This is a genomic window from Serratia proteamaculans, assembly GCF_946227095.1.
GTDB classification, from domain to species: domain Bacteria; phylum Pseudomonadota; class Gammaproteobacteria; order Enterobacterales; family Enterobacteriaceae; genus Serratia; species Serratia proteamaculans_E.
In genome coordinates, this window is record NZ_CAMISV010000011.1 from 109,752 (window position 1) to 127,719 (window position 17,968).

At 54.5% G+C, this 17,968-nt stretch carries 19 protein-coding genes; 12 read left to right on the top strand and 7 right to left on the bottom strand.

The genetic code is table 11. The annotated features are described in order from the left end of the window. The first annotated feature begins 69 nt into the window (after window positions 1-69). Complete coding sequence (locus tag OC597_RS20185; RefSeq protein ID WP_261251762.1) at window positions 70-666, top strand: TetR/AcrR family transcriptional regulator; 597 nt, start codon at window positions 70-72, stop codon at window positions 664-666. Between the two features lie 5 nt (window positions 667-671). Next, on the top strand, window positions 672-1,862 hold the full coding sequence (locus OC597_RS20190) for a multidrug effflux MFS transporter (protein WP_262210196.1): 1,191 nt from the start codon (window positions 672-674) through the stop codon (window positions 1,860-1,862). Between the two features lie 66 nt (window positions 1,863-1,928). On the opposite strand, the gene cspE is transcribed toward OC597_RS20190, so the two are convergent. Next, window positions 1,929-2,138 (bottom strand): transcription antiterminator/RNA stability regulator CspE, encoded by a 210-nt coding sequence (gene cspE / locus OC597_RS20195; protein ID WP_002210315.1) that lies wholly within the window; start codon window positions 2,136-2,138, stop codon window positions 1,929-1,931. A gap of 346 nt (window positions 2,139-2,484) precedes the next feature. Here cspE and OC597_RS20200 point away from each other — a divergent pair, with 346 nt between their 5' ends. The 5 genes from OC597_RS20200 (at window position 2,485) to OC597_RS20220 (ending at window position 7,552) form a co-directional block, all read left to right on the top strand. Then, window positions 2,485-3,648 carry a M20 peptidase aminoacylase family protein gene (locus OC597_RS20200; protein ID WP_261251760.1) on the top strand — a complete coding sequence of 388 codons (1,164 nt, stop codon included), beginning with the start codon at window positions 2,485-2,487 and terminating at the stop codon, window positions 3,646-3,648. Window positions 3,649-3,833: 185 nt separating this feature from the next. Then, on the top strand, window positions 3,834-5,159 hold the full coding sequence (locus tag OC597_RS20205) for an LLM class flavin-dependent oxidoreductase (protein WP_262210197.1): 1,326 nt from the start codon (window positions 3,834-3,836) through the stop codon (window positions 5,157-5,159). A gap of 92 nt (window positions 5,160-5,251) precedes the next feature. Next, a complete protein-coding gene (locus tag OC597_RS20210) occupies window positions 5,252-5,779 on the top strand; it encodes a GNAT family N-acetyltransferase (protein ID WP_261251758.1) in 528 nt (175 codons plus the stop codon). 48 nt (window positions 5,780-5,827) lie between these two features. Further along, the gene (locus OC597_RS20215; protein WP_085115558.1) at window positions 5,828-6,715 is read left to right on the top strand and encodes an amino acid ABC transporter permease; all 888 of its coding nucleotides are present in this window, start codon (window positions 5,828-5,830) and stop codon (window positions 6,713-6,715) included. A 9-nt stretch (window positions 6,716-6,724) separates the two neighbouring features. After that, window positions 6,725-7,552, top strand: a complete 828-nt coding sequence (locus OC597_RS20220; RefSeq protein ID WP_272931547.1) for an amino acid ABC transporter ATP-binding protein — start codon at window positions 6,725-6,727, stop codon at window positions 7,550-7,552. Between the two features lie 30 nt (window positions 7,553-7,582). Here the strand turns inward: OC597_RS20220 and OC597_RS20225 are convergent, their stop codons facing one another. Next, on the bottom strand, window positions 7,583-8,092 hold the full coding sequence (locus OC597_RS20225) for a VOC family protein (RefSeq protein WP_261251757.1): 510 nt from the start codon (window positions 8,090-8,092) through the stop codon (window positions 7,583-7,585). 166 nt (window positions 8,093-8,258) lie between these two features. Here OC597_RS20225 and OC597_RS20230 point away from each other — a divergent pair, with 166 nt between their 5' ends. Both OC597_RS20230 and OC597_RS20235 read left to right on the top strand, forming a co-directional pair. Next, window positions 8,259-8,738 (top strand): cold-shock protein, encoded by a 480-nt coding sequence (locus OC597_RS20230; RefSeq protein ID WP_017891897.1) that lies wholly within the window; start codon window positions 8,259-8,261, stop codon window positions 8,736-8,738. 88 nt (window positions 8,739-8,826) lie between these two features. Then, the gene (locus tag OC597_RS20235; protein WP_165366374.1) at window positions 8,827-8,988 is read left to right on the top strand and encodes a YnfU family zinc-binding protein; all 162 of its coding nucleotides are present in this window, start codon (window positions 8,827-8,829) and stop codon (window positions 8,986-8,988) included. A 5-nt stretch (window positions 8,989-8,993) separates the two neighbouring features. Here OC597_RS20235 and OC597_RS20240 read toward each other — a convergent pair whose 3' ends face one another. The 3 genes from OC597_RS20240 to OC597_RS20250 all read right to left on the bottom strand — a co-directional run bounded on the left by OC597_RS20240 (window position 8,994) and on the right by OC597_RS20250 (window position 12,654). Beyond that, window positions 8,994-10,442, bottom strand: coding sequence for a GGDEF domain-containing protein (locus tag OC597_RS20240; RefSeq protein ID WP_262210200.1), 1,449 nt, complete (start codon window positions 10,440-10,442; stop codon window positions 8,994-8,996). 618 nt (window positions 10,443-11,060) lie between these two features. Then, window positions 11,061-11,612, bottom strand: coding sequence for a flavodoxin family protein (locus OC597_RS20245; RefSeq protein WP_112350019.1), 552 nt, complete (start codon window positions 11,610-11,612; stop codon window positions 11,061-11,063). A 130-nt stretch (window positions 11,613-11,742) separates the two neighbouring features. Then, window positions 11,743-12,654: a LysR family transcriptional regulator gene (locus OC597_RS20250; protein ID WP_262210203.1), complete on the bottom strand. Its 912-nt coding sequence runs from the start codon at window positions 12,652-12,654 to the stop codon at window positions 11,743-11,745. Window positions 12,655-12,750: 96 nt separating this feature from the next. Between OC597_RS20250 and OC597_RS20255 the strand changes: the two genes are divergently transcribed. After that, window positions 12,751-13,812, top strand: coding sequence for an aldo/keto reductase (locus OC597_RS20255; RefSeq protein WP_262210205.1), 1,062 nt, complete (start codon window positions 12,751-12,753; stop codon window positions 13,810-13,812). A gap of 313 nt (window positions 13,813-14,125) precedes the next feature. After that, window positions 14,126-14,287 carry a YnfU family zinc-binding protein gene (locus OC597_RS20260; RefSeq protein ID WP_218165635.1) on the top strand — a complete coding sequence of 54 codons (162 nt, stop codon included), beginning with the start codon at window positions 14,126-14,128 and terminating at the stop codon, window positions 14,285-14,287. A 13-nt stretch (window positions 14,288-14,300) separates the two neighbouring features. Here OC597_RS20260 and OC597_RS20265 read toward each other — a convergent pair whose 3' ends face one another. Further along, complete coding sequence (locus OC597_RS20265) at window positions 14,301-15,242, bottom strand: MBL fold metallo-hydrolase (protein ID WP_262210208.1); 942 nt, start codon at window positions 15,240-15,242, stop codon at window positions 14,301-14,303. A gap of 94 nt (window positions 15,243-15,336) precedes the next feature. Between OC597_RS20265 and OC597_RS20270 the strand changes: the two genes are divergently transcribed. Further along, entirely contained in the window at window positions 15,337-16,269 is a 933-nt protein-coding gene (locus tag OC597_RS20270; protein WP_262210209.1) for a LysR family transcriptional regulator, read from the top strand. On the opposite strand, the gene OC597_RS20275 is transcribed toward OC597_RS20270, so the two are convergent. Further along, a complete protein-coding gene (locus OC597_RS20275; RefSeq protein ID WP_262210210.1) occupies window positions 16,254-17,798 on the bottom strand; it encodes a glycosyltransferase family 39 protein in 1,545 nt (514 codons plus the stop codon). The genes OC597_RS20270 and OC597_RS20275 overlap by 16 nt on opposite strands. Window positions 17,799-17,968: the final 170 nt, after the last annotated feature.

Genomic DNA, 17,968 nt, shown 5'->3' on the forward strand with positions numbered 1-17,968 from the left:
CATTACAATTGAGAATGAACGTTCGCACCCAGAAAGCGAACCGCATCTCATTAGGTAAAGGACCGGGACATGATATCCACCAGCGACAGCAGGCAGGCCAAAGTACAGGCCCGTCGCGACCAGATCGTCGACGCCGCAAAACTCTGTTTTCGCCAGCACGGTTTTCACGCCGCCAGCATGGCGGAAATCGCACAGGGTTCTCAGCTTAGCGTTGGTCAGATCTACCGCTATTTCGACAACAAAGATGCGATTATCGAAGAGATCGTTAACCGCATCATCGCCAGTAAAATGCGGCGGCTGGAAGATCTTGGCGATCATATCAACCTGATCGCCGGTACCCTGGCGGCACGCACCCTGTTTCAACAGCCCGGAGAAAGCGAAACCGACCATATGTTGATGCTGGAGGTCACCGCCGAGGCCACCCGTAACCCGACAGTGGCAAAAATGCTCAGCGATGCCGAAACCCGGTTATTCCACCATGTTTGCCAAAGCCTGCGGCGGATCTATCCGCACTTCAGCGAGCAGGAAATCGCCGCCAGAGTAGAGTTTATCGCCGTGTTAAGCGAAGGCACCGGTTATCGCATTCTCACCACGCAAAAAGCCGACGTCAGCCTGCTGAACGGCTTATACCAACAAGCTATTTCTCACCTGTTCAGGAAACTTTAATCCTCATGACCAAACAACTCGCCAGACAACGTCTGGTGTACGCGCTGGTGCTTGGCCTGCTCGCTTCACTGGGCCCGCTGTGCATCGATCTCTACCTGCCCGCCCTGCCGGAAATGGCCGGTGAGCTGAATACCTCCACCGCCACCGCGCAGCTCAGCCTGACCGCCGCCCTGCTCGGACTGGGCGTTGGTCAGCTGATTTTTGGCCCCTACAGCGACAAGCTCGGCCGTATGCGCCCACTGCTGCTGTCACTGGCACTGCTGCTGGTCGCCTCGCTGTGGTGCGCACTGGCACCGAATATCGACCAGTTACTCATCGCTCGCCTGTTGCAAGGGTTGGCCGGTGCCGGTGGCGCAGTTATTTCCCGTGCTATTGCTCGTGACCTCTATTCCGGACACGAACTGACGCGCTTCTTCGCCCTGCTGATGTTGGTCAACGGCCTGGCACCGATCATTGCACCGGTGCTGGGTGGTGCCATGTTGCAGTTTATGGACTGGCGCGGGATTTTCGGCGTACTGGCGGCCATTGCGGTGCTGCTGTTTACGCTTGCCAGCCTGAAGCTGGACGAATCACTGCCCGCAGAGCGCCGCAGCCACGGCGGTATTTTGGCCATGCTGCGATCGTTGGGCGGGTTACTGACCCAGCGCCAGTTTATGGGCCTGTGCCTGACGCAAGGGTTTGTAATGGCCGGGATGTTCGCCTATATCGGCGCCTCTCCCTTCGTGCTGCAGCAGATTTATGGCCTCAGCCCGCAGATGTTCAGCCTGTGCTTCGCCATCAACGGCGTCGGGCTAATTATCTCTGCACAGATCGCCAGCCGCCTGAGCATCCATTTTGGCGAAAGGAAGGTACTGAAAGGGGGACTAACCCTGGCGGCAGTTTCTTCGCTGCTGTTGTTGCTGGCCGCCGGTTTACACGCGCCGTTGGCACTGCTGATGGTACCGCTGTTCTTCTCGGTGGCAGTGATCGGTATTGTCGGCCCTACCGCTTCGTCTTTGGCGATGCAAAGCCAGGGCGACAAAGCGGGCAGCGCTTCTGCGCTGATTGGCGTGAGCATGTTCGCACTCGGTGCCTGTAGCGTGCCCTTGACGGGGCTGGGCGGTACTTCCAGCGTGTCAATGGCGCTGACCATCGTCGGCTGTTACGCCGTCGCCATCACGCTGTTTACCCTGCTGGTACGCAAAACGCAGGCATAAAACGACGAAAAAAAGGCAATAAAAAACCCGCTCAGTGAGCGGGTTTTAAGAATTTCGGCTGTAGCATTAGATAGCGATAACGTTAGCAGCAGATGGGCCTTTGGCACCGTTCGTGATTTCAAATTCTACACGCTGGCCTTCAGCAAGAGTTTTGAAACCATTGCTAGCGATGGCAGAGAAGTGAACGAAAACGTCCTTGCTACCATCTTCCGGAGTAATGAAGCCGAAGCCCTTGGATTCATTAAACCACTTAACGCTACCTTTAATCTTAGACATCAAACTTACCTTTAACGTGAATGAAAGACACTAAACGTGTGTCCAGTACAGTACAGCAATTAGACGGGTTTTTGTCCACAACCTGGATCACATAAAAACGATAAAAAGTGAAAAAGTCCGCCGCCTCCGCTGTAAAGCACTCACCGTCTGGGTCATCGGCTCTCTGGGTAGTCCAATCCTCTTCAAACCCCGGCGAACAGCGGTCGAACGCCTGTTTCATTCACCGTCAACGGGCATTGACGACGCGATGCAGACGTAATCGCTATGAAATATAACCAGATAGTCTTTTTGCTTCCGGCTGCCCTGCACTAGGGTTAGAACTTACTAACCACTGTGAGCCAAGACTATGACCAGCCAACTGGCCGAAAAAATCGTCGCCTACCGCCGTGAACTGCATCAGAACCCTGAGCTGTCCAACCACGAGTTTGCCACTACCGCCCGCCTGACCCGCTGGCTGGAAGAGGCCGGTATCCGTATTCTGCCGCTGGGGCTGAAAACCGGCGTGGTGGCTGAAATCGGCAGTGGTAAAGGGCCGATCATTGCGCTGCGTGGAGATATTGATGCCCTGCCGATAGAAGAAATTTCCGGAGTGCCATTCACTTCGCAAAACAGCGGCGTGATGCACGCCTGCGGACATGACTTTCACACCTCGGTGATGTTGGGGGCCGCGCATTTATTGAAAGCACGTGAGGCCTCCCTGCCCGGCACGGTGCGTATTTTCTTCCAGCCGGCGGAGGAAACCTTCAACGGTGCCCAGCACCTGATAGACGCCGGGGCGCTGGATAACGTAGCTGCAGTATTCGGTCTGCACAACGCGCCGGAACTGCCCACCGGTACTTTTGCCACCCGCGCCGGCGCGTTTTACGCCAACGTCGATCGCTTCCAAATCCTGATCACCGGCAAGGGTGCCCATGCCGCCAAGCCGGAGCAAGGGGTGGACACCATCGTCACCGCCAGCCAAATTGTCAACGCGCTACAAACCTTGCCGAGCCGCAGCTTCAGTTCACTGGAGTCGTTGGTGGTCAGTGTCACACGCATCGAGGGGGGCAATACCTGGAATGTCCTGCCACAGACCGTGGAGCTGGAAGGCACGGTACGTACCCATAGCGATCAGGTCCGCCGTCAGGTGCCGGATAAAATCCGCCAGGTAATTAATGGCGTAGCCGCCTCGCTGGGTGCACAGGCGGAGCTGCGCTGGCAAGCCGGCCCACCGGCGGTGGTCAATGACGCACGCTGGGCAGCCTTCAGTAAAACCGTCGCCGCCGAAGCCGGTTACCGGGTGGAAGAAGCGGAACTACAGATGGGCGGAGAAGACTTTGCGCTTTATCTGCACCACGTACCGGGGGTGTTTGTCAGTATCGGCTCGGCGAGTGAGTTCGGCCTGCACCACCCGCGCTTCAACCCGGATGAACAGGCGATTTTCCCGGCCTCACAGTATTTCGATCTGTTGGCAGAACGCACGCTGCAGCAATTAGCCACCGCCCCGGAAAAAGCCACCAGCAAGGCTTAAAAATCACCCGGCTATTATTTCGCGGCGCAGTGAATTCTGCGCTGCGAGTTATTATTTCCCCTTTGGTTATATTTGCTAATTTCAACATTTGAATATGCTGTTTTGTTGTTTTACATCCTGAGGGTGCTCGTCAATAGTGGGGCTCTAAAGATAGCGCCACACCGGCACTTAACAGGGTGAAAGCAATGAGCAACAGTGCGAAAGAACAACGACAATTGCGCCTTGGCGCCATTTTGCATGGCGCATCGGGAAATATGTCTGCCTGGCGACATCCGGATGCCACTGCCGATGCCAGTATTAATCTTGATTTTAATATTACCACGGCAAAAAAAGCCGAACAGGGTAAATTGGATTTCGTGTTTGTGGCCGACGGTTTATATATCAATGAGAAATCCATTCCGCATTTTCTCAATCGTTTTGAACCGCTAACCCTGCTCGCCGCGCTGTCCGCCGCCACCGATAAAATCGGGCTGGTGGGCACGTTATCCACCTCATACAGCGATCCTTTTACCGTAGCGCGCCAGTTCGCCAGCCTCGATCACCTCAGCAAAGGCCGGGCCGGCTGGAACGTAGTGACCTCACCGCTGGAAGGCTCGGCAAAGAACTTCTCGCGCACCGAGCACCCGGAACACAGCCTGCGCTACCGCATTGCCAGCGAATACCTCGACGTCACCAAAGGGTTATGGGACTCGTGGGAAAGCGATGCCTTTGTACGCAACAAGAACAGCGGTGAGTTTTTCAGCGCCGGTAAACTGCATACCCTGAATCACCAGGGGGAGTTCTTCTCGGTACAGGGGCCACTGAATATTGGCCGTACGCCACAAGGGCGGCCGATTCTGTTCCAGGCTGGCGCCTCGGATGACGGCAAGCAGCTGGCAGCCAAACACGCGGATGCCATTTTCACCCACCATGAAAGCCAGCAACAGGCGCAGGTGTTTTATCAGGACGTCAAAAAACAGTTGGTGGAACAGGGCCGTGAACCGGATGACCTGCGGATCTTCCAGGGCGTCAGCGTGATTGTCGGTGACGACAATGAAGACGTAGAACGTCAATATTGGGAAACCGCGCGCCTGGTCAGTATCGAAAACGCCCTCAACTACCTTGGCCGCTACTTTGAACACTATGACTTCGCCCGTCATCCGTTGGATGAGCCCTTCCCGGACGTCGGTGAACTGGGGCAAAACAGCTTCCGCAGCACCACCGATGCCATTAAGCGCAATGCGCGCGAACGCAATCTGACGCTGCGTGAAGTGGCGCTGGAAGCCGCCTCCCCTCGTCCGGTATTTGGCGGTACGCCGGAAGCAGTGGCAGACGGCCTGCAAAACTGGTTCGACACCCAGGCTGCCGACGGTTTCATCATTAGCGGTGGCACACCAAACTCATTCGGCCATTTTGTCGATCGCGTGGTGCCGATCCTGCAACAGCGCGGCCTGTTCCGCAGCGATTACAGCGGCAACACCTTGCGTGACCACCTTGGCCTGAAGCTGCCGCCAAACCAATTTACTCAATAACAAGAATATTTCTTCGGGGATATCCGCTATGCGAACAACCTTTAGCGTCCTGCCCGCCAAACGCAACGACCTGGGCGATTAGGAGCACACAGATGGCAAACGACGTTTTTATCCAAACGCTGCCGAACGATCCGCTGGTCCAGCCGGTGATCGCAGGGCTATTCGGTGAATATCGCCAACGCTACGGCGACTATTTTGGTGACCAGGAGCAGGAAGCACTGGATTTGTACGCCCCGCCGCAAGGCGCCTTTATTGTGCTGCTGCGCGCCGGGGAGCCGATCGCCATGGGGGCCTTCAAACGCTACGATTTACAGACTGCCGAGCTGAAGCGCATCTGGACACGGACCGATCTGCGCCGTCAAGGCCTGGCACAACGGGTATTGCAGCAATTGGAAACGCTGGCGCAGGAACAGGGTTACCACCAGCTCTATCTGACCACCGGCTTTCGCCAGCCGGAGGCGGTGGGTCTGTATTTGAGCAACGGCTACCAGCCACAGTTCGATCCCAGCGTCGACAGTGAAGTTTACAGCCACCCGCCCTACGATGGCCGACTGCCATTTCGCAAAAGCCTGATAACAGCGGACGCACTCTGTTGTGCACCGGAAAGGAAGATTGCCTAGGGGCCCGTCCCCTTGTTAACCCCCTTTATCTGTTTCAGGAGAATGGTCATGTCCAAGCAAGAAGTATTAAAAGTGGTTCCCGCCCGCTACCCGCTGCGGCTGGTGGGCGCGTTGTTTTCGGTGTTTATTCTGGCGGCAATAGTCCAGTCAGTGGCGGCCAACGAGCGCTGGGAATGGGGTGTCTTCGCCGAATGGTTCTTTGCGCCCGCGGTCCTGTCCGGACTGGGGCAAACCCTGCTGCTGACGCTGCTCGGCACGTTGTTCAGTATTATCTTCGGTACGCTGCTGGCACTGGCGCGGCTATCACGCTCTTACCTGCTGGCGTCGTTGGCATGGGGTTATATCTGGCTGTTCCGTTCGCTGCCGCTGATCCTGGTGCTGATCATTCTGTATAACTTCTCTTATCTGTACGACTCCATTTCACTGGGCATTCCCTTCACCTCACTGGTGTTCGCCAGCTATCCGACCATCGATATTCTCAGCCAGTTCTCGGTCGCGGTGTTGGGACTGACGTTGGTGCAGTCGGCCTATACCGCAGAAATTATCCGTGGCGGCATTATCGGGGTCGAGTACGGTCAACATGAGGCAGCGGCGGCACTCGGGTTGCCGGGCTATCGACGCACTTTCCGCATTATTTTGCCGCAGGCGCTGCGCTCCATCATCCCAACCGGCTTCAATGAAATTATCAGCCTGGCGAAGGGGACCTCGATTGTCTACGTGCTGGCGCTGCCGGAGCTGTTTTATACCATTCAGGTGATCTACAACCGCACCCAGCAGGTGATACCGCTGCTGATGGTCGCCACGGTCTGGTACCTGTTCATCACCACCGCGCTGTCGGTCATTCAGTATTACATTGAGCGCTATTTCGCCCGGGGCGCATTGCGCGAATTGCCACTCACGCCATGGCAGAAACTGGCCGGCTGGTTAAAACGTTAGGAGGATCCCATGTCCGAAGCCATTGATTATTATGCTCTGCGCGAAGCGCCGGTGCACAGCATCGTTCCGGTACCGGCGCGCGGCCTGATTGAAATCAGCAACGTGAGCAAGTTTTTCGGTAAACACAAGGCACTGGATGACGTCAGCCTGACGTTGCAGCCAGGTACCGTCACGGTGATCCTCGGGCCTTCCGGTTCCGGCAAGTCTACCCTGCTGCGAACCATCAACCACCTGGAGCGTGTCGACGAAGGTTTTATCCGTATCGACGGCGACTATGTGGGCTACCGGCGCAAGGGGGACAAGCTGTATGAGCTCAAAGAGAATGCCATTCTCAAGCAGCGTATCAACGTCGGCTATGTGTTCCAGAACTTCAATCTGTTCCCTCACCTGACGGTGCTGGAGAACATCATTGAAGCACCGGTGGTGCATAAGATTTACTCGCGGGCCGAGGCTAAAGAGGTGGCTTATCAGCTGTTGGATACCGTCGGCCTGCGCCACAAGGCAGACGCCTACCCGCGCCATCTGTCCGGCGGCCAACAGCAACGCATCGCCATTGCCCGTGCACTGGCGCTGAACCCGAAGGTGATTTTGTTTGATGAACCGACTTCAGCACTGGATCCGGAACTGGTCGGCGAAGTGTTGGACGTGATCAAGGGGCTGGCGGATCTGGGGGTAACGCTGGTGGTGGTCACTCATGAAATTGGCTTTGCGCGCGAGGCGGCCGATCAGATTGTGTTCATGGTCGATGGGCAAATCGTCGAACAAGGAGACGCCCGTCGAGTGCTGAACCATCCGCAACACCATCGCACCATCAACTTCCTCAATAAAGTGCTGTGACCGACGGGGCGCCAGCTGCGCCCCGCTCCGTTAGACCAACGCGAACCGGCGTTTTTCGGCGGCAAAATCCAGCGGTTTGATGCCACGCTGATTGCGATCCTGCTCAGTCAGTCGCTCAGCCGGGATAAACCAGGTGACTTCAAACAGTAACCCATCCGGATCGTGGCCATAAATGCTCTTGTGCACGCCATGATCTTCTTCCAGCCCAAGAATGCCACGCTGCGCCAACTGGTCGCGAATACGCTCAAGTTCGTCCAGGCTATCGACTTCCCAGGCCAAATGGTACAACCCGGCCGGTGGCTCGTTTTCCGCCGGCGGCTCACCGTTGGCACGAAATACCCCGGCCCGTTGCTGCCCCAGATTCTTGCTGAACAGCGCCAAATCGTGATCGTTATCCGAATCGGCCGCCTGGGTAAACACCGCTTTATCCGGACTGTTGGAGGGTTTGAGCTTAAATCCCAACACCTGATGATAAAAATCCGCACTCTGCTGCACGTCGCTGACATACAGCACCGCATGGTTAAGCCGTTTAATGCCCATCGATTTTCCCTTTCAGAATTGAATAAAGTCAGAAAGAAAATAGCATGTGGCCACAAACCCGCTAAATGCCGTAATCGCATTATCAAATGCCGGGCACGCAATCTGTCACTGCAAGGCATTCCGCGCTATCATAAGCACTGTATTGAGCGACTTTATGAGAATGATGATGAACGGCAAGATAACGACTTTTTTTGAAGACAAAGGCTTCGGCTTTATTACCGATGAGAACGGGGAAAATCGTTATTTTCACGTGATTAAAGTACAGAACCCGGAGCTGATTAAGAAAAACGCGGCGGTGACTTTCGAACCGACCAACAACACCAAAGGCCCGTCGGCGTTTGCGGTCAAGGTGCTGGCGTCGAGCAAGTACATCATCATCGCCAACGAAAGAATCAAGATCACCAGTATCAAATCCTTCAACACCTTCACCAAAGAAGTGCCGGTGAAAGCGGACGTGGATAAAGAAAATACCGTGCTGTCAGTTGGCCTGTTGATGAACCGCATTCGCCCACAGTCCGAAGAAGCGCCGCAGACCATGCAGACGCTGCGCATGCTGACCATCACCACCTTCCAGAACGATACCCATACCTTCTCGGAACACGAGATCGACATGGATGAAACGCTGAAAGTGCTGAAAAGTCTGTAAACCCTTTCCAAGCGTATAAAAAACATTCTAAGCAATTTGATACCACCTGTGTTAGCGTGGGTTTTCACCTGACACAGGCCATTTCATTATGTCTGATACCAGCAGTGTTAAAGGCTTTATCAACCGCTCCACCAAAATCGCCTGCCCCAAATGCGCCTACGTTACCACCCAAAAATGCGCGACGCTGCGGCAAAATGTCATGCTGATCTGCCCAAACTGCGGCACCGAGTTTGAACCCAAGCAGAACTGAAGCACTTATTTGAACATGATGTGCACAATGCTGTTGCCACTGACCACATTAAACGACTCCACCCGATTACGCCCCTGCGACTTAGCGCGATAAAGCGCGATATCCGCCATATTCATCAGTTGTTCCCATGATTTCACTTCATTCATCGCCAGACTGGCGACGCCAACGCTGATGGTGATGTTCAACGGCGCCTTACCGCCAGGGTGCAAATCGGCTTTTTGCACCAATTGCCGTAAATGCTCCGCCAGTGCCACGCCCTGCGCCGCCAGCGCTCTTGGCAGCATAATGGCGAACTCCTCACCGCCCAAACGGCCAAATAGCTGATCGTGACGTAACTCGCGCCGCACAATATGGGCGAATGAAGCCAACACCTGATCGCCCACCAGGTGGCCGTGGGTGTCGTTAATCTGTTTAAAATGGTCGATGTCGATCAACAGTAACGACACCGCCTCTTTCGATTTATGCTTATGATCCAGCAGCTCGCCGGCCTTACGCGTCAGCGCGTTGCGCGCCAGTACGCCGGTCAGGAAGTCGTGATTAGCACTGTGCTCCAGCCGCCGTAACAGCTTACGATTAACGGCAATTGAACTGGCCAGGATCAGCGGCCCCATCACCAGCATGGAGATCCCCAAACGGGCTGACATCAGCGTGTCGAGGAAGGCAACGTGGTTGTTCGGCGTTTCATACAGCATCAGATTGGCGGAGATACTGCTGATCTCGGTCATGCCGGTCAGCAGCGTCAACAAGGTCACCGTGAACAGTTGATAACGTACCGCGCACCACAGCAACGCCGGGATCGGGAAGGCTATCGCCCCCGGACCACCGATATACACGCTAAACACCAGTGAAAACAACAGCGCCAGCAGCGGCATACTGGCACGCAGTTGCCAGTTGATCTGCATCCGCAACAGCTGCTTGAGACGCGGGGCAGCCAGCAATACCGGCAACAACAACAGGTTGGTCGAGAACTGTTCACTGAACCACGCCAGCCAGGCGATAACGGCCGTGTTGTTGTACAGGCTTTCACTACGCAGTATCGATAAGGTCGACGCCACCGCCGCGCTACTCAGGCTGGCGGTAAACATATAAAGGATCGTCTGGGGCTTGCCCATCCTGCGCTGCGACTTTGGCAGCAGCAACATCACGCCGTAACCGGTGGCAATCAGGGACATATTGCAGGCATTCAACCACATCGCCAGCGACAGGCTCTCGCCGTTGGCTAAATCGGCGGCAATCATCCCAATATAGGTGATCAGCCAACCGGCCGGCGTAGCATAGGCGGGTTTACGTAACAGCAAACCGAGTAAAATCGCATTCACCGGCCAAAACAGGGAAAGCGACCCTATTGGCCGGGTAAAAATACCCAGTAGGGAAAGCAAAAATGCCAGCAGAAAAAGCGTAATCAACGGGATAGCAGCAGGCAAGCCATGTCTGTCGCTTATTCTGGCGTTCATCGTCTAACCCATGTATTTATAATAACCAGAGCAATTCTATGCATATTCCCTCGCCTGGCATGATGCGAATGACATTAAAACCAGAGGCAGACTTAAAAAATACAGGCAGATCAGTCACAAAGATACATCCACTTTTATTTAACAGAATGTTCTTAACTCACCCCCGCACAGGCATCGTTCACTACGGAACGAATTTTCACCCTTCCTGAAATAATATTCAAAGATATCTAAGAGCATAGCGTAAACCATCGCCAATCAGCACAACGTAAAAACCATAATAATAAAATGGGTATTTTACTTGCCGTGCAAACTATTCTGTTGCCTATTATTTTCCTGCAAGAGACTCGTGACGGCAATTAAAAATGAAAATATAAAAAAAGCCCGCACAGTGCGGGCTCGCTTGAAAAGCAGCTAATTGACAGTTACGACACAGCCATTGCATGCCTGTGCTGCTGCTCATTGTATCGCCGGAAGCTTAAGCCCACCTTAGCAACAAAAAACCCGGTCTAGGAACCGGGAATATTTGTACGAAATGCAGTGTTAGCCCAAGCAGGCTAATAACATTCACCACTTTACGCTGCAATTGTGTAGAAAAAATGAGCGAAAGAGGAATGCCGATTAAGCCAGTTTGGCAGCGAAGCCCGCGACACGTTGGCCGTAAAGGCTGGCGGTTTCCAAATCACCAGACAGCATTTCATCCACGCCGGCATCGGCAGGCGTTTGTACCAACAACCCTACCGACCCCCCCAGATTGTTTATATCGGTACGCTGCGCCGATTTGGTGTTAGCCGGCATCAGCCCCAGACTGACCCACAGACCACCATGCTGCGAGGCCAGGGTTTGCAGTGCGATCAGCGTGACCTGCTTATCACCGTTCAGGCTGGCGCTGTTGGTAAACCCACCGAAAACTTTGTCCTGCCATTTACGGCTAAACCAGGCTTTCGAACTGGCATCGGCAAACTTTTTGAATTGCCAGGACGGACCGCCCATATAGGTCGGCGAACCAAAAATGATGGCATCCGCCTCGTCCAGTTTCTGCCAGGCTTCGTCGCTGATATTGCCTTCCTGATCGATAGCGATCAGTTCCGCTTCCGCGCCCTGAGCAACAACCTTTGCCAAACGCTCGGTGTGGCCGTAGCCGGAATGAAAAATTACCACTGTCTTCGCCATAAGGAACTCCCAAATCGTTGCAGTAGGGTGCCGACGGCACCCGAGGATACTCTGATCCAATCTAATCAACTGGCCTTGGGGTGAATACCAAATTTATCTGACAGAGTTATTCAAAAAAACCGGGCGCCGATCATGCGCCCATTGCCTGCGGACCCTGCTGCCGCGCGAAATCAATAAACGCGCGCAGCGGCCGCGGCATTTGCCGGTTGGCGGGGTAATAAAGATAGAAACCGGGAAAAGGTGGCGTCCAGGCCGCCAGCAGCGGCAGCAAACGGCCGTCGCCCAGTGCCTCTGCCACCTGACTCTCAAACAAATAGGCAATCCCCAGCCCATCCGTGGCGGCACGCACCAACACCTGCGGCTCGTTCACAATTAACGGGCCTTCCACCGCGATCTCCAGTTTTTCGCCACCGCGCTCGAATTCCCAACGATAAAGACTGCCGTTGGTTGGCCAGCGAGTATTCAGGCAACGGTGCTGACGTAGCGCATCGGGGGTTTGCGGCGAACCATAACGCGCCAAATAGGCTGGCGAGGCGACCACGCACATTCGTTGCTCGCCCCCCAGCGCTATGGCCACCATATCCTTCTCCAGTCGTTCATGCAGACGCACACCCGCGTCAAAACCCGCTGCCACCATATCCACCAGCCGATCCTCCACGCTCAGATCCACCACAATATCGGGATAATGTGCATTGAACGGGGCCAACAGCGGAGCCAAATAATGGATTGCCGCCAGACTGGAAGCATTAAGCCGCAGGGTGCCCGCCGGCTGTAAACGTAGCGCGGCGGTCTGCGTCACGGCGGCCTCAATCTCCGCCATCGCTGGTGACAGACGCGCCAACAACAACTCCCCCGCTTGGGTCAGCGCGACACTTCGAGTGGTGCGATTCAGCAGGCGCACGCCCAGCCGGGTTTCCAGATTGCGTTGTGTCTGGCTAAGCGCAGAGGCGGACATGCCCAATTGCGCTGCGGCACGGGTAAAACTGCCATGTTCAACAATGGCGGCAAAAGCGCGCAACTCCGCGAAGTCACTTCCTCTCATTATGCCTCCTGTACTTAATAATTCATGAAGATTATAGCGTATTCAATACACTCCCGGTGGGGCCTATGCTTGAACAAAACCACAGAGGAAATACCTATGCTGACATCACTGGCCCTGAACCATTATCGCCTGCTGGGGCGCTCTGGCCTGCGAGTTTCGCCGCTGGCGCTCGGCACCATGACCTTCGGCACCGATTGGGGCTGGGGTGCAGAACAAGCGGAAGCTCGTCGGCTGTTCGACGTTTATGTCGAACGTGGCGGCAATTTTATTGATACCGCTAACCGCTATACCGAAGGCAGTTCTGAACGATTTATTGGAGAATTTGCCACCGGGCGCCGCGACCGTCTGGTGATCGCCACCAAATACACGCTCCCCATGCAGCCCGATAATCCAAATTCTGGCGGCAACCATCGTAAAAGTATGGTGCGCTCAGTGGAGGAAAGCCTGCGACGCCTGAACACCGATTATATTGATCTGCTGTATCTGCACGCCTGGGACGCCACCACCCCGGTGGAGGAGATCATGCGTGCCATGGACGATCTGGTGCGTGCCGGTAAAGTGTTATATCTGGCCGTTTCGGATCTGCCCGCCTGGCAGGTGGCCAGAATGCAGACGCTGGCGGATTTGCGCGGTTGGTCGCCGTTGATTGGCCTGCAGATCGAATACAGCCTGTTGGAACGTACCGTGGAGCGAGAGCTGATTCCGATGGCGCAAGAACTGGGCCTTGGCGTCATTCCATGGTCACCGCTGTCGGGTGGCATATTGAGCGGCAAATACAGTCGGCAGGATTTGCAAGCGCAGGGGGAAGAGAGCGGCACCCGACGTGCCATGGTTCGCAACAAGGGGATGCTGACCGAGCGCAATATTACCATTGCTGAAACGGTATTGGCGCTGGCCAGGGAGGCGGGTTTTAGCCCTTCTCAAGTGGCCCTGGCCTGGACACTTCGCAACCCGGCAGTGACAGCCCCGATCATCGGTGCACGCACGCTGGCACAATTGGAAGATAACCTGGGGGCGTTGGAGGTCAGGCTGACAGAAGAGCAGTGGCAACGCCTGGAAACGGCAAGCGCCATTGAACTGGGTTTCCCCCATGATTTTCTGGCGCTACAGGCTACGCGCGACATTATGTTTGGCGGTTTGACGATTGATCATCGATAAAAAAAATCCCGCACAAGGCGGGATAAACTTAACAGGGATGGGGTAATACACTACAGGGAATGGATAACACACAACATCATCGGGTAGGACTACACTACCAATCCCAATGTATAGAACTGTCATCCCTGAGTAAGTTTGCTCCGGCAGATGTAACGCCCGATGGAAATGTGACATTTTTACTCTGTACCCGCTTGCGAGAGCTATCGAAATCCCCTCACAGCGCTCACAGAAATGATTAATAAACAATCAATAAAGGGCTATTAAAGATGCCGAATGGTAGAGTGGGGTTCCTTACATCTACCCGGTGAAAGATATGTCTATCTTTGATGCCCTTAAGATGTTCAGCAGCACAACGGTAAAAGTGACTTGTCCAGAATGCGCTCACGCTTTTGAACAAAATAGCCGTAAAGTGCGTAAAAACATCACCCTGATTTGCCCCAAATGCGGCCACTATTTCCTTCCTGACGAAAAGTAGTGCCTCACCGCCGTTAGTGCGAAAATTGAGTGGTATAGTTGGCGGCAACCCAGCGGTAACCGTTGCCCTCGACCTTCACGTGCCCCAGTCCGGGGAATGATATATGGGCTGCGGCCACCCAATCGCCCTCACGCGCCACCTGTGCCAGAATACGCTCTCGGGTTTGCACTGCCTGCTGTTGGTTCACATCAAAATGGATCGCCACTTCAGGGTCCGGCATTTGCACCGCCTTGGCGTGAATGATGTCGCCCCACAAGACCAGCGTTTGCCCTTCGCTTTCGACCCGATAAACCACGCTACCTGGCGTGTGGCCCGGCGCCGGTAGCGCCTGGATCCCGTCCAATACCCTTAGCGGCGCAGTGAAAGTTCTCAGCTTATCGGCGGCGATCACCGGGTTAAGCGAATCTGCTGACTCCTTGAAGGTATGCCTCTGGCTCGCCTCCACCTTGCTGAGATTGGCCGTGTTCAGCCAAAAATCCACGTCTTTTTTATCGACATAAACCAGCGCATTAGGAAATGCCGGTTTGCCGTTTAACGACGCGCCGCCAGAGTGGTCACCATGTATATGTGTCAACAGTACCGCGTCCAGAGTTTCCGCTGGGTACCCCGCCGCACGCAGGTTTTCCAACAGGTGCCCACCGGCTTTGCCGAATAGTGGTCCGGCACCGGTATCGACCAATACCCGCTGCTTGCCGGTATCAATAACAAAGGTGTTGATTGAGGTTTCCGCCTGCGGCGTCATCGCCTCCTGGGCCATTCTTTGCTTCAGTTCCTGCGGCGAGATATGGGTCAACAATTTGTCGAGCGGAATGGTCACCGTGCCATCGGACACAGCGGTAATGACAAATTTACCCAGAGGCATGCGGTAATAACCCGGTGCCTGGACTTGCGTATCCGCGGTGGCAGCATGGGTCAACAGTAAGCCGGCAAATGCCAGCGCAGAAAGCAGCTTCATAACATCCCCTTCAGTTAGAAAAATGCGTCGCCTTTAACGCTGACGGGGATTATGGTAGTGGCAGCTAACATCATTCAAATTGATTGGAATGATTATGAACATCAGAGAAAATGATTTTAGTCGTATCGACCTGAACCTGCTGACGGTGCTGATGGTACTGTTTCGCGAACGCAGCGTGTCGCGGGCGGCAGAAAAGCTGTATCTGGGGCAACCGGCCGTCAGCGGTGCATTGGCGCGTCTGCGTGATATGTTCAATGACCCACTGTTTATCCGTACCGCTCAGGGTATGGAACCCACCCCAAGGGCGCAAGCACTGGTGCTGGCATTGGCACCCTTGCTGGAAGAGATGCAACAGGTGCTATTCCAGCCACCTAATTTCGTTGCCGCCACGGCGCAACACAGCTTCCGGATAGGCATGGCCGATTGGGTCGAAATGTGGCTAATGCCCACGCTAATGGCTGACCTGAAACAGCAGGCACCCGGTATCACTCTGAACGTGGTGGCCACCGATCCATTCCAGGACAGTGATGCATTGGAACAGGACCGTATTGATCTGGCCATTTCCGTCGCACCATCGGGACCTAAATGGCTGCAGCGAGAAGTGCTGACCAAGATGCGCTTCTGCACTCTGTGGCATCCGGGACAGCTAAATCTGCCCACTCCGCTGCCGCTGGCGAATTACATTACTAACGACCATCTGCTGGTTTCCTACCGTGGCGCAAACACCAGCGCTATCGATGAACAGCTGACCACTCATGGGCTGCAGCGTTCGGTGCGTTACACCAGCCCGCACTTCGCCACACTGCCGCGGATCCTGCAGCGCAGCCCGGCACTGGCCACCGTACCTGCTGGGCTGGGCAAAATCTGGAGTCAGGATTACGGCCTGAACCGCAGCGAGCTACCGCTGGATCTCCCGCCTTTCGAAGTAGCCATGTTGTGGCATCACAAACGCAGTCAGGACCCCGCATTACAGTGGCTTATGGAGCGGGTAGGTGCATTGGCAGCATCCACTTATCTGGCGGGGTGAACCACAAACAGGCGTGATTCGAATCCACCACTTTTAAAAGTGCTGGTATTAACCCATCCCGACGGTGAACGGCCAAAATCCTGATTGAAATCGCCACCGCTGATCAACCATACCCGACGATGGCTCGCGGACAGAGCCTTGAGATTATCAACGTAAGTTTGCGCCGCCCGATCGTGAAAGAAAGTCCCAAATCCGTAGGCATTGGGTTTGCCGGATATGCCATTGGGTTTCGCCGGTGTATACAATAAGGCGCGATAAGCTTTTTTGTTGTAATACACATAACTCAGATAATTGAACATGTTGCTGACGACGACGGCATCACCAGGCTGATAACCACTATTGATATAGTGCACCATCCCCTTAAACTGATCTTTATCTGACAAATAATCATCACGCAGCCCACTGCCGAACAGCAGGCTGAAAAACAGCAGCAGCGAAACCCCACGAACCTTACTTTTACTTTCTGTAATCAGGATCGCTAAAATGATGGGGATACCTAACGCAGCAAAAAATAAATAGCGATCAACAAACAGCGGCATCCGCCAGGAAATCACAAACAGCAGTAAGACCGGGACAAATACCCCACTGAGCAGCAATAGCTTGAATTTGTTCTCAACCCCACGCGAAACCAGCAGCAAACCAGACAACCCAACGAAGAATGCTGGCAGCAACAAGAAAATACCCCAGAAATAATTTCGGCCGTCATCCCCGGTTAAAAAACGCCAGAACATGGCGGGCAGATCGCTCCATACCACTTGGGGTATCCAACCGACGTCCCCACCGACTCTCAGCTCCGCAATATGAGCCAGCAAATTCAACAACACCAGCAACCAGGGGATATAAGCCAACCCGATAGCTAGATTGGCCAGCCACCACGCAGGCTGCTTTAGATAGCTCACAGGTTCGTCCCGCCGGCAGGCCAGTACCGATAGCACAAACCAGTGGGTTATCAGGGCAAAAATAGTGAAGTAGTGAGTATACAGACTCAGTGTCATCAACAACGCGTAGACAGCCAAATAACGACGGTTGGCGGGCTCCTTCAACCACATGATCAACGCCATGGTCGCCGCGATGATCAACATCCCCATTAGCGCATACATGCGCGCTTCCTGACTATAACGTACCGCCATCGGCATAATGGCCATCAGCCCCCCCGCCAGCAACGCCGCCCGTTCATTGGCCAGCCAACGGGTTAGTTTGATTGTCAGCGCTACCGTAACGACACCAAACAGCAAGCTGAGGGTTCGCACCGCCAGAATGCTGTCGCCAAACAACAGCATCCAACCATGCAGCAGCAGATAATAAAGCGGGGGATGTACGTCAAAGGAGGCATGGTAGAGCAGCGCCGACAAGTCATAGCGGCTGGTCAGCACGCTGGATGCTTCGTCACACCAAAAATATTTATTGGTTAGCGAAATGCCCCGAATCACGGCAGCAAACATCACGATCAAATACACGTAATGTTTATAGCCGATGCCTTTCAACCTGTTGCTCGCCAGAGGGGCTTTTAATACTTGTTGCAGTGACATGGCCACATTCCACCGGATTGATCCACACAATGTGGAGACGCGGCATCATCATTGCCGAGAGCAGGTAAATGGTGGCTCAATCAATAGGTAAAAGTCAGTGAAATCTCACGGCAATGCGACGACCCTCTTGATATGGCTCGTCCGAAAAACCGTGGCAGGCTAAACTAGAA